We start from the raw sequence: 14,773 nt of genomic DNA, 5'->3' as shown, positions 1-14,773 counted from the left end.
AAAATTATTAAAAAATTATGGTTTAATTGAGTATTGGTTCACTTTTCTTTTCAAGAATATTATCCTCCAGGGCACGTTTCATTTTTCGGGCCTGGTTGCTCACTCCATTAGATTCTAAATTGATGATTTTCAGTTGAATATCCCGGTATTCGGCATTTGTTTCAAATTCCCGGATGATCTCGATGACATCCTGATCGATATACACGGATTTTGTGGCATCGATGATCACTTTTGATCCGTCCTGTATTTGGGAGAGGGTGCGCTGGATGCTCGCTTTGTTGATGAAGGTTACATCTTCCGCCAGTTCCAGCCTGATGATACCGTCTTTCAAATGTTTTTCTGACTCAAAAAGAAATGGTTTTTTGTAGTTGTTGTACAATATGTTCATGATCGCTACTACAAGGCCGATTCCGATCCCTGTAAGTAAGTCAGTGAATACAATACCTAAAATGGTTACCATAAAAGGGATGAAGTGCTTTTTACCTAGCCCGTACATTTCTTTGAATAAAGCAGGTTTAGCCAGTTTGTATCCCACCATAAACAAAATGGCAGCCAGACTTGCCAGCGGGATTAAATTCAATACAGCAGGGATGGCAATAGCAGAAAGAAACAAGATGAATCCGTGAAGGATGGCCGACATTTTGGTCCGGCCGCCTGACTGGATATTTGTAGAGCTTCTGACGATCACCTGGGTGATGGGCAATCCGCCCACCAGCCCGGAAAGGATGTTTCCTATTCCCTGGGCCTTTAATTCACGGTTGGCCGGTGAAACCCTTTTGTAAGGATCAAGTTTATCTGTCGCTTCCAGGCTTAGCAGGGTTTCCAGGCTGGCCACAATGGCCAGGGTGACCCCTGTGATCCATACGGCCGGATTGGTGATCTGGCTGAAATCCGGAAAGGTAAACTGGCTGAAAAATCCGGATAGACTTTCAGCAACCGGAAGGGTTACTACCTGCTCCGCCCTTAGAGCAAAAGAAGGAATCTGCTGAAAGATCAGGTTTAAGAATATGCCCAGCGCGACGACAATTAAGGGCCCTTGTACGATCTGGAACAATTTGATTTTTTTCATAAAAGGGCGTTCCCAAAGGAGCAGGATGGCCATGGAAAGCACCGTGATGATTACCGCGCCCGGACTGATGGCTTCAAACATGAAAAACAATTCGGAAAAGGTATTGTGCCCATCAGGTTGGGCAAAGGCTACACTCCCTTCATAATCCTTATCGTAGCCAAAGGCATGGGGAATTTGTTTGAGGATAATGATGATACCGATGCCCGAGAGCATCCCTTTGATCACCGAGGAAGGGAAATAGTATCCGATGATTCCCGCTTTGGCATACCCCAGTATCAATTGGAATATACCCCCTATAACCACGGCCATGAGGAAAATTTCAAAAGCTCCCAATTCCTGGATAGCCGTTAAAACGATTACGGCCAATCCTGCAGCCGGTCCGCTAACCCCCAGCTGCGAGCCACTCAGGGCACCTACAACAATTCCCCCGATAATTCCTGCAATAATTCCTGAAAACAGGGGGGCTCCCGATGCCAGGGCAATTCCTAAGCATAAAGGTACCGCAACCAAAAATACGACCAAAGAAGCCGGCATGTCGTGTTTAAGGTTCTTTAAAATTCCATCGTTCTTAGTTGGACTCATGACATTTTGATTTTGAATTCAGGCATGACAATCCCGGGTCATTCCGGGTGGCATGACAAATTTTGTAGTAATTTTTAGTGAATTAATATTTGCTGTAAACCATCCTGAAGATCATTCAGGAATTGCGCAGTACAAATGTATATAAAAACTTTGAATAATGATAGCTATACTATTAAAAATAATTACAACGCTATAACAACATAAGGTCGCCATTGTTTAAATAAATATTTACTTTTGTAAAAAAGATCAGTAAAAATGTCGGTTGGAATAAAAATAAGCCTGAATAGTAAGCTTTATCTTAGGGATCCGCAGGAGACTTCCCTAGGACAAAAAATCATCAGGCACAGTATCATTTTGATTGATGAGATTGGATTTGAAGATTTTAATTTCAAAAAGCTTTCACAACAGATGAGTTCAACGGAAGCCTCTGTTTATCGGTATTTTGAAAATAAGCATCTGTTGTTGATCTATTTGGTTTCCTGGTACTGGGAATGGGTGAGTTACCTGATCGACATCAATACCATGAATATTGATGATCCGGAGCGAAAGCTTGAAAAAATCATCGAAACCTTTGTTTTTGCTTCAAAAGACAATCCTTCCATCGATTATGTCAATGAAAGTATTTTGCACCGACTCATCATTTCAGAAGGAACCAAGGCATATCATACCAAACAGATTGACAAAGAAAACAGGGACGGTTTTTTTGCCAATTATAAAAAATTATCTCAGAAAGTGGCGAATGTGATTTTAGAGATAGATCCGAATTTTTCATACCCCCATGCCCTGGCCTCCACTCTTTTTGAAATGGCTAACAATCACATATACTTTGCCTTGCACCTTACGGCGCTTACGGACGTTTCAGTCAAGAACGACAATTATGATGAAGTGAGGAATATGCTGGAGTATTTTGCCTTTTCCATGTTGAAATGCCCCGGCAAAGGTTCAAATGCATAGGAATCGGGTACTTTATCATTGTTGAATCAAGGGTGTAAATACATCAAAAAGCCTATTGTTCTTCTAATAAATTAAGGATAATATGAGAAGCTATCTAAGAACTATTGTTGAAGATAACACGACCAGAGCCGGTAAATGGTTTGATTACGGCATTCAGTTCCTTATACTCATTTCCTTAATCTCTTTTTCGATAGAAACCCTGCCCGATAATTCAGAACAGCTGATTGCCTTGCTCAATCTGATCGAGTTAATCTGTGTGGCCTTTTTTTCTTTGGAATACCTGACGCGGATTTTCATAGCAAAAAAGCCTTTTAAGTATATTTTCAGTTTCTACGGTATCATTGATCTTTTGGCCATTCTTCCCTTTTACCTGCCGGGAAGCATTGACCTGAGATATCTTCGTGCCTTTCGTGTTTTCAGGATATTCAGGGCGCTGAAACTGATCCGATACAATAAAGCCCTAAACAGGTTTCATATTGCCGCCGGCATTGTAAAGGAAGAAATTGTTCTTTTTTTTATCGTGACGGGAATTCTTATTTTTCTCACCGCTTCGGGCATTTATTTTTTCGAGCACGAAGCTCAGCCGGATCATTTCGCCTCCATTTTCCACAGCCTGTGGTGGGCTATTGTTACCCTGACTACAGTAGGATATGGAGATGTGTATCCCATTACCCTGGGCGGTAAGATGTTCACTTTTTTCGTACTGATCATCGGTGTGGGGATCGTGACTGTACCGGCGGGTCTTGTGGCCACGGCCCTGTCCCAGGCGCGGGAAATTGAGCAGGAAGAACTTCTGGAGGCACAGGAAGGGGTAGATTTATCAAAAGAGTAAATATCTTGCTTACGGGCTTTCTGGCAAAAGATTCGATTTTTATGAAAAATATTGAATAAAAAAATAAAAATGATTATCGCAAAAACCTACGAACTGCTTCATTTAAAATACGGATCCCGTATAAAAGATTTGTTGATTGAAGATATTCGGATTGGGACATTCATGTCTGCGGTAAAATTGAGTGACCAAAGCTACGGGCTGGCCAGTACCCTTTTCGATGAGGATACTTATTGCGGAAAAAAGAACCGTGATTTTTCGGCTTTTACACCGGGAAACATCAAAGGGCAAAAAGTGACGGATTTGTTTGAGACCGAAAAAAAATCAGGCTTGATAGACACCCTGAAAACGGCGGTGCTCAATGCCATTTCTGCCAAAATACTTGAAGAAGGCCATTACAGGATCATCCAAAATGCAGACCCGGTTGACCTGATCGATTTACAACCCCCAAAGGTTATTACCATAGTGGGGGCATTCCAGTCATACATTGAAAAACTGTCGGCCACCGAAAATACGCTGCATGTACTGGAATTGAATGAATCCGCCCTGCTGGATCACCAGAAAAAATTTTTCGTGCCGGCCAGTCAATACGAAATCGTTGTACCGGTTTCTGATGTGGTTATCATTACGGGACTCACCCTGGTCAATAATACCATCGACGATTTGCTGGCGGCCATTTCACCAGGTACCCAGGTGGTCATCACCGGACCTTCCAGCAGTCTCATCCCCGATGTTTTATTTGACCATAAAGTCACGGCCATCGGTGCCACGCGGATTACCCATCCGGAATTGTTGTTCGATGTTGTCGGCAGCGGGGGAAAGGGGTATCACTTGTTTAGGTATTGTGCAGAAAAGATCAGTATTCTGCCTGGATAGGCATAAATGTTTGAGAATTAAATTAAATAACATGAAATATAAAATTGGTTTTTCAAGAATTATAATAACCTATTTTGCCTTTTGGGTCCTCTTACTTTCTTGATAATATTATTGCTTATGAAATTGAAAAACACTGCTCAAAAACAGACATTAGTGTTTATAACAGGCATGTTCCTATCCACGATTGCGCTGGAATTTCTTACTACGGATTATTCTGTTAAAAGAATTATTATCTATTCGGCAGCTTTAAGCTTGTTAACCGGAGGGATCTGGTATTTTATCATTGCCCCTATTGGGAAAAGGAAAGAAAAATAGTAGAATTTCTATGACTGATAGCATCAAAATTAATGATTTGAAATGTGAGTTCCTGCTCTGGCCAGGTTAAGGGGGCAAATTTTTAGTTATGAAAAAAATGGCCGGACCCTCTACAGGATCCGGCCACACTTTTAGGCACTTTTAGGAATATTCTATTCCTCAATATCCTTCACGGCATCTTCCACATCTTTGGTTGCCTTTTTCAAAGCATCCAGCTCATTTTCTTTGCCTTTATCCTTTTTTGGAGCAGCCTTTACTTCCGCGGGTTTTTCCGCTTCTTTAAAAGGTGTTTTACCGAAAACGAGCCCATTTTTATCTGTATCAATATAAATAGTATCTCCGGTAACGTATTCTCCGCTGAGCACCACTTTTGAAAGTTCATTGATGACGTCTTTTTGCAGGACACGTTTCATTGGGCGGGCACCAAACTGAGGATTGTATCCTCTCTTTGCGAGCCAGTTCAATGCATTATCACTGATCTTACTGACGATGCCCTGGCGGGCGAGCATTTTGTCCACTTTCTTGAGCAAAAGCAGTAAAATTTGCTTGATCTCTGCGAGGGAAAGCGGCGTAAACATGATCTGCTCGTCGATCCGGTTCAGAAATTCAGGGCGCAACTCTTCCTTCAGTTTTTCAAAAACTTCTTCTTTTGTCGTTTCCATGATATCCCTCCGATGATCCTCTCCCAGGGCATCCAGGTCCTCGAAATTCTCCAGGATGATCTCGGCACCCATATTGGAAGTCATGATGATGATGGTGTTTTTGAAATCGGCTACACGACCTTTGTTGTCGGTCAAACGTCCGTCATCAAGCACCTGTAGCAGGATGTTAAAGGTGTCCGGGTGAGCCTTTTCGATCTCGTCCAGCAAGATGATGGAGTAAGGTCTTCTGCGAACCGCCTCCGTCAATTGTCCGCCTTCATCATAGCCTACATATCCCGGAGGCGCCCCTACGAGCCGCGATACGGCGTGGCGTTCCTGGAATTCACTCATATCGATCCTTGTGATAGCTCTTTCGTCATCGAAGAGGACTTCTGCAAGGGTCTTTGCCAACTCGGTTTTTCCGACTCCGGTAGGGCCGAGGAAAATAAAAGAGCCAATAGGCCTGTTTGGGTCCTGCAATCCAGCCCGGCTCCGTCTTACGGCATCGGAAACGGCCCGTACGGCTTCCTGTTGACCGATCAGTCGTTTGCCAATCTCATCTTCGAGGTGCAACAATTTATCTTTCTCGCTTTGCAGCATTTTTGTAACCGGGATGCCGGTCCACTTGGCAATAATATCTGCGATATCATTGGCATTCACTTCATCATTCGTAAAGCGGCTTCCCTCGGGAAGTTTATCGAGTTTTTCTTCCCCGGCCATCAGCATAGCCTGCTGCTTTTGCAGTTCGCCGTAACGAATCTTGGCTACCGTTTCAAAGTCGCTGTTGCGTTCTGCCCGGTCAGCTTCCATTTCGAGCTGTTCGATATGCTTTTTGATCTCCTGGATGGTATCGACGATTTCCTTTTCGTTTTTCCAGGAAGCGCGTATGGAATCGCGTTTTTCCTTTGAATTGGCGATTTGCTCATTGATGCTCTGAAGTTTCGCTTCGTTTTTCTTCTCTCTCTTTATCGCTTCCCGCTCGATCTCAAGCTGACGCACTTTCCTGTCCCATTCGTCCACTTCCTCCGGCAGAGAATCCAGCTCCAGCCTCAATTTGGCAGCAGCCTCATCAATCAGGTCAATGGCCTTGTCGGGCAATGCACGGTCAGAAATATACCTTGCTGACAATTCAGCGGCCGCAATGAGGGCCTCGTCCAGGATCTCAATTTTATGATACACCTCGTAACGTTCCTGTAATCCACGGAGGATGGAAATGGTATCTTCAATACTCGGTTCCTCGATGAGAATGGTCTGAAAACGCCTTACCAAAGCCTTGTCTTTTTCAAAGTATTTTTGGTATTCATCCAGGGTGGTTGCCCCGATGGTACGCAGTTCTCCACGTGCGAGGGCGGGTTTCAGTATATTGGCTGCATCCATGGCTCCTTGTCCGCCACCGGCACCAATGAGGGTATGGATCTCATCGATAAACAAGATGTATTCTCCATCCGATTCCGTGACTTCTTTGATGACGCTTTTCAGGCGTTCTTCAAATTCTCCTTTGTATTTTGCTCCTGCGATCAGCGAAGCAACATCCAGGGCAAATATTTTTTTAGACTTTAGATTTTCCGGAACATCCTGTTTGACGATACGCCAGGCAATGCCTTCAACGATAGCTGTTTTACCCACCCCGGCCTCACCGATGAGCAAAGGGTTATTTTTCTTTCTGCGAGAAAGAATGTGTAGCACGCGCCGGATCTCCTCGTCGCGGCCTATGATAGGATCCAGTTTGCCGTTTTCAGCTCTTTCATTGAGGTTGATGGCAAATTTCTTTAATGAATTGTAGGTATTGTCCGCACTTTGATCGGTCACCTTTCTGCCTTTCCGCAATTCCTTGATGGCCGCTTTCAGACCGTCAATGGTGGCTCCTAAATCTTTCAGGATACTTGCGCCCTTGTCTTTTCCACTGAGGATTCCCAACATAATAAGTTCAAGAGAAATGAATTCATCTTCAAACTCTGTGAGAAATTTTTTAGCGGCAGCCAATGCTTTATTGGCATCATTGCTCAAAAATTGTTTATCTGAGCCCTCTACTTTGGGATATTTTCTGACTTCCTCATCAAGCTGTTTCTTGAGGACAAGAATATTTACATCCATTTTTTGCAGGAGGAATTTTGAAACATCTTCATCGGTTTGCAAAATTCCTGAAAGCAAATGGGGCGTATCCACTTGTTGCTGATCAAGCCCTCCGGCGATCTGCTGGGCCTTCATGATGGCTTCTTGTGATTTTGTCGTGAAATTATCGTATGTCATAATTGTTGCTTGTTTTTGGTTTCCTGTGGCTCGAAACTCTATTTTTTTGGAAAAATAGTATATATAGAGAGCTAAAAAAAGGAAAGCTGTTTAATTTTTATTTTCCTTTCGCTTAACCCTTTCATTTTTTCGAGGAACAGCTACTTATTTCAGGAAATAACCATCAAATTACCTGCCATTTACTGGTTTAGGACAATTTGACACAAAAAGTTGAAGGATGCTGCCTATTTGGCCTTTCTTTTAACTATCCATAAATTGTTGTTCCCACTTAGGCAGCGAATTATTTTATTCAAGTGTCTACTTCGACAACTTCTCTCAATTACGGAAACCCTTTAATTTTTCTAAAGTATGAAATTCCTAAAACTAAAACGCGCTCTTTTTACCTTTTTACTTTCTATTTCTTTTTCGGGCCTCTTTGCTCAAATGCAGGTATTTATTGAATATCTGCAGCCGCCTTGTACCGGAGAATGTGTAGAAGTTTACGTCACGGTGACAGGTGGTCAGGCACCCTATGTTTATAACTGGAATAATGGGATGACCTCCACCGACGAGTATTTCCTCATTTGTGATGAAATTCCGGGTACCTTCACCTATTGTGTCGTGGTGACCGATGCTACCGGAATCTCTGCTACGGGTTGTATCGATATTTTTTGGCAGCCTTACCAGCAATATTTTCTATACTCCAATGCCCAGGATGTATGTCCTGCCAATGATAGCATTGCCGGCGGCCCCAATACCAATATATGTCAAAAAGTATGTGCTAATTCCACCGTCACCTACTGGGCGGAAAACACTTGGGGAGGCACTACGGGATTAGCCACCTGGACGGTACTCGGTGCTGACAGTTATATCGTCAACGATAGTGCGGGAACAGTTACTGTTAACTGGGGGACTCCCGGGACGGGGTCAGTTTCCGCTTTCTTTTGGGATCAGTATTGTGGAGGACAGGCCACTTCCTGCGTGGATATTCTCGATGATCCCACTGCAGCTATAGGCAGCAATCCTGCCGCTGAAAGCGGAGTGATTACGGTTTGCGAAGGACAAACCATTTATTTTGAGAACCTGAGTACCGGCGCTTCCACCTATGAATGGAATTTCGGAATCGGCAGTTCGGAAGAAACCAACCCCGAATTTACTTATCAATCACCGGGTTCCTATACGGTTCAACTCATTGCCTACAACGAATGCCTTTGTTCCGACACCACCAGTGTTCTGGTCCAGGTCATCAACGCCGAAAACCCCAATGTGGATTGTGTGGCGACTGTCTGTGAAGGAGAAACGATCACCTACACTTCCGATGCTTCCTGCGGCACCTATTTTTGGAATGTCAGCAGCAACGGTAATGTGATCAATGGCGGTGGCCCCGGAGATAACTTTATTACCATCGATTGGGTCAGCGGCCCGATTGGGACGATTGAATTGCAGGTCGATGATTGTGGCGGAGCGAATTTCTGCCTGGCGCCCACATTTGTCGAAGTGCCCATCATCACGGATAATGCACCGATACAGGGAAAAGTTAATGTTTGTAAAGGAGCCGTGGAAGTTTACAGCCTCCCGGCTTATGAAGCTACTGAATACATTTGGGCCGTTACCAATTTCGGAACCATTATCGCCGGACAGGGTACCCATGAAATCACCGTGGAATGGAACAACCAGTTTTATCCCTCCGCCGCTCAGACCATAAGTGTAAGCTATGAAAATTGTTACCTCGAATGTGGAGGGGAAGCAACATTAACCGTAGAAGTTGAACCTGAATATTATCTCACAGGAACTATTGAAGTTTGTGAAAACGACAGCGAAACCTATGCGGCGATCAATACTCAGAATAATATGAGTTTCGGCTGTAATTGGACTATTTCCCAAAACGGAACGGTAGTACAAACCATCAATGCCGCCACTGATCCGGTGATCGACTGGAATTTTGGAACCGGTTATTTTAAGCTGACTGCTGTTCCTGTGGTGCCGGATGATTATTGTACCGATGTTTTTGAAATGAATGTAAACGTCGTGCCCACCCCGCCACAGGTAAATGCCATTAACGGAGAAACGAATATTTGTCCCGGCACTCCCTATAGTTATGAAGCGGATTCCGGCACTCCTGAAAATAATTTCAGGTGGCAGGTCAACAATGGTGGAACCATTACAGAAAGATACGGTAACCCGATCACCGTTACCTGGGGTAATGCCGGACCTTATGAGTTGAGCGTGGTACAGATCAATTCAACAGGAATCCCCTGTGAATCTGAGGCTTTAGATCTTTCCGTACAAGCCATAGCAGGATTCACCATAACCGGTACGAGTGATGTATGTCGTGACCAGATCAGCGTATTTACCACTGAATATTATGCAGGGATCGATTACGGCTGGTCGATCAATCCGGCTTCTGCCGGAACCATTATTGGCGATCCGTCTTTGAGTACTATTGAGATCATCTGGTTTGAAGACGGTGCTGCAGTGGTAGAGTTGTCAGCTTGTAGTGAATCGACCTCTATGAACGTAAATGTATATCCATTACCTCAACCGGTGGTGACCCATCCCGCAGAACTTTGCCCGGCAGGCCTGGCAATGGTGCAGACCACACAGGCTTTCGACAGTTACGAATGGAAAGATGAATTTGGAACCCTCGTTTCCACTTTGGCCACGCCGGATATCGGCCCTGGTTATTACCGGGTAAGTGTGACCAATCAGTACGGCTGCGTGGGCGACACCACTTTTTATATCGATGCCAAGCCGGCGTCAGTGATCAATATTTCCACGCCCGACCCTACGGTATTCTGCGGCGTACCGCCAGATGCTACCTTGTATGCTATCAATTCAAGCGCCGGGTATTCCTACCAATGGTATCTAAACGGTTCCCCGGTAGGAACAGATGATCCGGTTTACCAGGCAATAGCATACGGGAATTACTCCGTGGAGATTACTGATTCATACGGTTGTACGGCCGGTTCCAATGTCATTGAGATTGGCGATTGCGGCAGTGGCGGCGGTATCGGTGGTGGCCCGGATTGCGTTTTTTCCGGCGGCAATTTTGACCTGCTGGGAGGCATTACCTGCAATGAAAGAGCTTATCAGCAAGCATCGGGCGTGACACCGGTGGCAGGATCCGAAACATGGAATTTTAGTGATCCTGAAAGCGGCGCTTCCAATTACGCTACCGGACCGAATCCGACCCACGCCTTTTCACAGGCCGGCTTTTTTAAAGTGATTATGTGGGCCGACTATATCAATGCAACGGGAGATCTGATCTCCTGCCCGGCATTACGAGTCGACACCTCGCTGATGGCGGCTGATTTTGAAGTGGACAACGCTTGTCCGGGAGAGGTGATTGAATTTTTCGACTTATCGACATTCCTGCCTTTTGTGAATATCGTCTCCTGGCAATGGGATTTCGGCGATCCGGCCAGTGGAGCCAACAATACTTCAACGGACCAGAATCCGACTCATATTTTCGCATCGGAAGGTTCCTATAACGTGACCCTTACGGCAATGGCTGACAACGGATGTTTGTCCACCATCACCCGAGTACTCAATGTTTACCCCGCCCCACCCGTTAACTTTGAAGAACCGGCAATAGGTTGTGCGGCTACGGCTTCAGGATTTATTGCAGAAGTCTCTAATACAGTAACTTACGTGCAATGGGATTTTGGCGATCCGGCCAGCGGCAATAAAAATACCTCGGAGATTTTTGATGCTTATCATTTGTATGACAATCCGGGCGTTTATACAGTAACCTTGTTTGTGCAAAGTATTTATGGCTGTTCTAATACATTCAGCCGTGATATTACGATAGAGCCGAATACCCTTATTGGGGAAATTGCGCTGTCAGGTTCTTTGCCATTGTGTGAAGGGGATTCTATTACCCTTACGGCACCTGCAGGAGGAGTAAGCTGGGTGTGGTCAACGGATGAAATTACGGAATCCATTACGGTCGGAGAAGAAGGGGTGTACGAAGTAACCCTGACAGATGTAAATGGTTGTAGTTATACCCCTGCCGTTGTAGTCGTTGAGGTCGTGCCGGCTCCGGATGCTCCGATAAGAGCGGTAGAATACAATGATTACGGCCAGCCAACAGCCTTCTTCAATGACGGTTATTCCACTTGTGAAGGAGAAGATGTCTTCCTCGAGGTCATCGAAGGAGCCAATTATTCTTACCAATGGTCTACCGGGGATTTTGGATCAGAAACGGAATACTCTGAAGACCGGGGTAATTTATTGCCTGCAGGCAATTACGATATTTTTGTAACGGTAACCGACAATACCACCTCATGCACCAATATTATGGGACCTTTTGAGGTCGTCATCCATCCCGTACCTCAAAATGTAACCATTACGGCATCTGTGGCTGGTTTAATCTGCGAGGACACGGAAACCACCTTTAGCGTTGTCAATCCGGATTTAAGCCTGACTTATGTATGGAATACCGGGGAGGTGGGAACGAGTATCACCACCGGTGAGGCGGGAGATTATTCTGTCCGGGCCATTACCGAATTCGGTTGTGAAAGTGAAAGCAATACCCTGACCATTGTGGAAGGGCCGGACGTGAGTAAAATACCTTCAGGTTGTCATACCCGTTGTAGCCCGGATACTATATGCATTCCGCCTATCGCTGGTATTACCAGTTACCAATGGTATTTTAACGGAAGTGCCATCCCTGCTCCGGACGGAAATATTTCTGATCTCATCATCGATGAAAGCGGGGAATATTATGTGGAAATGGTGAGCACCCTCGGTTGCGTGTTGGCTTCTGATCCGCTGACGGTAGATCTTTATGATGGTTTTGGAACCCTCCAGGGGGAGATCTATTCTGATGTGAATCTCAATGGCATTATCGATGCCGGGGATACCCTGGTCAGCGGGGTCAACATCAACCTGATCCTTGCCGGAACTCAGATCGGCAGCGACGGGAGTGATGCCAACGGGTTTTATGCTTTTGAGAATATTTTATCAACAGCTTATACCCTGGAGATCGATACACAAAGCATTCCTGCCGGCTTGCAGGCCACTGTTTTGAGCGTGGATACGATGATGGTAGGTTGTGATGTGATCCTGGAGATCAACTGGTTGTTGGAGGAATACTGTGAGGAGAGTCCTTTTGTTGAGGTACAATTTACAGAATGTGCCGGCGGATTGGTGGATTACAACGGAACCATTTTTACAAACGATACGACTTTTACGGTAGTATATGCCATTTCCGCTACTTGTGATTCAACCGAAGCGGTATCCATACAGTTTATGGATGAAATTGTAGAAAATGTGGAATTATATGCCTGTAGTGGAACGACGGTGAGTTATGAAGGACAAACCTACGATCCCGGGGATCAGGATGTGGTTCAGTTGATGAGTGTAACAGGGTGCGACTCTACGATCAACCTGACGGTGTCGGAAATTTTCCCGACCACCACCAATATGATGCTTGAGGCTTGTCCCGGCGAGAGCAGGACCTTCGCTGGAATGGAACTGCAAATAGGGGAACAAATGGACTTTGTTTATACCAATGCAGCAGGATGTGATTCTACGGTAACCGTGGCGGTGGTTTCTTTGCCGGAAACAGAAGTCGATGCCCAGGTGGATGAAAGTTGTCCGAATATTTCGACCGGAGTGGTGAATGTGGCGGTCGATAACGGGGTTGGACCTTTTGAATATTCTTTGGACGGCGCGACCTTCCAGGCCAGCCCGGCTTTTGCGGGATTGCAGGCCGATGATTACACCGCCTATGTTCGGGACAATAACGGTTGTGTGGCCACCCTCGATTTCTCGGTGGATGCCATGGATTACCTGGTTGTCCAGGTGGACGATGAATTATTGCCCTGTGAAACGCTGGAAACGGAATTGAAATTGAATATTCTTTCAGGCGATGACGGGAATCTGACCTTCCTTTGGAACAATGGCGCTACTGACCCGAATCTTTTGGTTCATGAAACCGGAACCTATTCTGTACAGGTCGCCAACAGTTGCGAAGTGGTTTCCGCCAACGCGGCGGTACAAAGGGAAGTTGAGCCCTCCGCAACGGGTATTTACGTGCCCAACGCCTTCTCTCCGAATAATGACGGACCGAATGATTTGTTTATGGTTTATCCAGGGCCGGAGATTCAATTCCAGGATTATAATTTCGCCGTTTTCGATCGCTGGGGCAACAATATCTTCCAATCGGAAAACCAAAATGACGGTTGGAACGGTAAGACCCAGAATGCTGCCATGAAACCCGGAGTTTATATCTGGCAATTGAAGGCTACGGTAAATATTTGTGGTAAAATGGAAAAAATCAGGCAGTCGGGAGAAGTAGTGCTTTTGAGGTAGAAGACGGTTTACGGTGGACGGAATTTTGTTCCCGTAGCCATATTTTAAGCATATTTCTGAGCGATTTTAAAGGTTTATCTGCTCTGTGGCTCAGATTTTTTCAATCAATGTAATTCACGAAAGTATTTAGATACAGGATGTTCCGGCTTTTGGCCGGAGCATCCTAAAGTTAAAGAAACCCGAAAACGCGTGCTCTTTCGAGGATGCAGTGTTTAGTCCGGACGGATCCCGCTTTTCCTAAAGCGGGATTTTTTTGATTTTTTCGGACTTATTGTTTACATTTGATTAACATTTGTGAGTCGAATAAGCTTTTTAAAGCACGGCAACAAAATTGGACTATTATGAAAAAACTTTTTTAGCCTTAGTAATGGTGAAATGATAAGTTCCCGATTTTAGGGTAGCTTATTTTTTGTCTGGACGATGAAAAAAGCGCAGACGCCCTTGTATCACCGGGCGGCGAGCATTTTTGAGGAAGTACAGGCGAAAAAGAAGCAGCATAAAACGAGGAAGTTATTGTTTTTCCATTACTTAACTAAAAAAGAGGAATGCCTTCCGGTTGGAGGGCATTTTTTATAGGGTATGACCGAAATTCGAGATTGAAATTTAGGAGATTTTATTTTTGGCTGAAGGTGCTTTTCTGAAAAGAAACTAAATTTCCCGGCAGAAAAAACCACCTTCCTGCATATTAGTGCTTGGACAAAATTAAACGAATATTGAATTATGTTCAGCTACCCCGACCCCCGACCGATGGTGCGGGACGGGCTTTCAGGTCGGTGCATAAGAAGTAACCAGTAAAACCCAGGCCTTCAGGCCTTTTATTACTGAATTTACAACCAACAAAGGCCTAAAGGCCTGGATTTATTTGGTTTGAAATTACACCGACCTAAAGGTCGGCGTAGCTGAATCTTTTGTTTTTATTCTTTTAAAATTGTCCTGTTACTTTGCTAAAAGTCACGAAAT

The 14,773-nt window shown here is 44.9% G+C and carries 7 protein-coding genes; 5 read left to right on the top strand and 2 right to left on the bottom strand.

Going from position 1 to position 14,773, the window contains the following annotated elements; all coding sequences use genetic code 11:
- Positions 1-22: 22 nt before the first annotated feature.
- Positions 23-1,651 (bottom strand): SulP family inorganic anion transporter, encoded by a 1,629-nt coding sequence (locus H6571_13300; protein ID MCB9324708.1) that lies wholly within the window; start codon positions 1,649-1,651, stop codon positions 23-25.
- Between the two features lie 255 nt (positions 1,652-1,906).
- On the opposite strand from H6571_13300, the gene H6571_13295 reads away from it, so the two are divergent.
- The 4 genes from H6571_13295 to H6571_13280 all read left to right on the top strand — a co-directional run bounded on the left by H6571_13295 (position 1,907) and on the right by H6571_13280 (position 4,625).
- Positions 1,907-2,605: a TetR/AcrR family transcriptional regulator gene (locus H6571_13295; protein MCB9324707.1), complete on the top strand. Its 699-nt coding sequence runs from the start codon at positions 1,907-1,909 to the stop codon at positions 2,603-2,605.
- Positions 2,606-2,687: 82 nt separating this feature from the next.
- On the top strand, positions 2,688-3,437 hold the full coding sequence (locus H6571_13290; GenBank protein ID MCB9324706.1) for an ion transporter: 750 nt from the start codon (positions 2,688-2,690) through the stop codon (positions 3,435-3,437).
- A 69-nt stretch (positions 3,438-3,506) separates the two neighbouring features.
- Positions 3,507-4,310 (top strand): DUF364 domain-containing protein, encoded by an 804-nt coding sequence (locus H6571_13285; GenBank protein ID MCB9324705.1) that lies wholly within the window; start codon positions 3,507-3,509, stop codon positions 4,308-4,310.
- Between the two features lie 117 nt (positions 4,311-4,427).
- Complete coding sequence (locus tag H6571_13280) at positions 4,428-4,625, top strand: hypothetical protein (GenBank protein MCB9324704.1); 198 nt, start codon at positions 4,428-4,430, stop codon at positions 4,623-4,625.
- Positions 4,626-4,777: 152 nt separating this feature from the next.
- Here the strand turns inward: H6571_13280 and clpB are convergent, their stop codons facing one another.
- Positions 4,778-7,516 carry an ATP-dependent chaperone ClpB gene (clpB, locus tag H6571_13275; GenBank protein ID MCB9324703.1) on the bottom strand — a complete coding sequence of 913 codons (2,739 nt, stop codon included), beginning with the start codon at positions 7,514-7,516 and terminating at the stop codon, positions 4,778-4,780.
- Between the two features lie 348 nt (positions 7,517-7,864).
- On the opposite strand from clpB, the gene H6571_13270 reads away from it, so the two are divergent.
- Positions 7,865-13,813: a PKD domain-containing protein gene (locus H6571_13270; GenBank protein MCB9324702.1), complete on the top strand. Its 5,949-nt coding sequence runs from the start codon at positions 7,865-7,867 to the stop codon at positions 13,811-13,813.
- Positions 13,814-14,773 lie beyond the last annotated feature (960 nt).

It is taken from the genome of Lewinellaceae bacterium (assembly GCA_020636105.1).
Classification (GTDB): Bacteria; Bacteroidota; Bacteroidia; order Chitinophagales; family Saprospiraceae; genus BCD1.
This window is presented reverse-complemented; position numbering and strand designations above follow the sequence as displayed.

What these genes read in the sequence shown, in the direction of transcription:
- H6571_13280 (MCB9324704.1), top strand. Translation starts at nt 4,428, where the DNA reads ATGAAATTGAAAAACACTGCTCAAAAACAGACATTAGTGTTTATAACA.
- clpB (MCB9324703.1), bottom strand. Translation starts at nt 7,516, where the DNA reads ATGACATACGATAATTTCACGACAAAATCACAAGAAGCCATCATGAAG.
- H6571_13300 (MCB9324708.1), bottom strand. Translation starts at nt 1,651, where the DNA reads ATGAGTCCAACTAAGAACGATGGAATTTTAAAGAACCTTAAACACGAC.
- H6571_13285 (MCB9324705.1), top strand. Translation starts at nt 3,507, where the DNA reads ATGATTATCGCAAAAACCTACGAACTGCTTCATTTAAAATACGGATCC.
- H6571_13295 (MCB9324707.1), top strand. Translation starts at nt 1,907, where the DNA reads ATGTCGGTTGGAATAAAAATAAGCCTGAATAGTAAGCTTTATCTTAGG.
- H6571_13290 (MCB9324706.1), top strand. Translation starts at nt 2,688, where the DNA reads ATGAGAAGCTATCTAAGAACTATTGTTGAAGATAACACGACCAGAGCC.
- H6571_13270 (MCB9324702.1), top strand. Translation starts at nt 7,865, where the DNA reads ATGAAATTCCTAAAACTAAAACGCGCTCTTTTTACCTTTTTACTTTCT.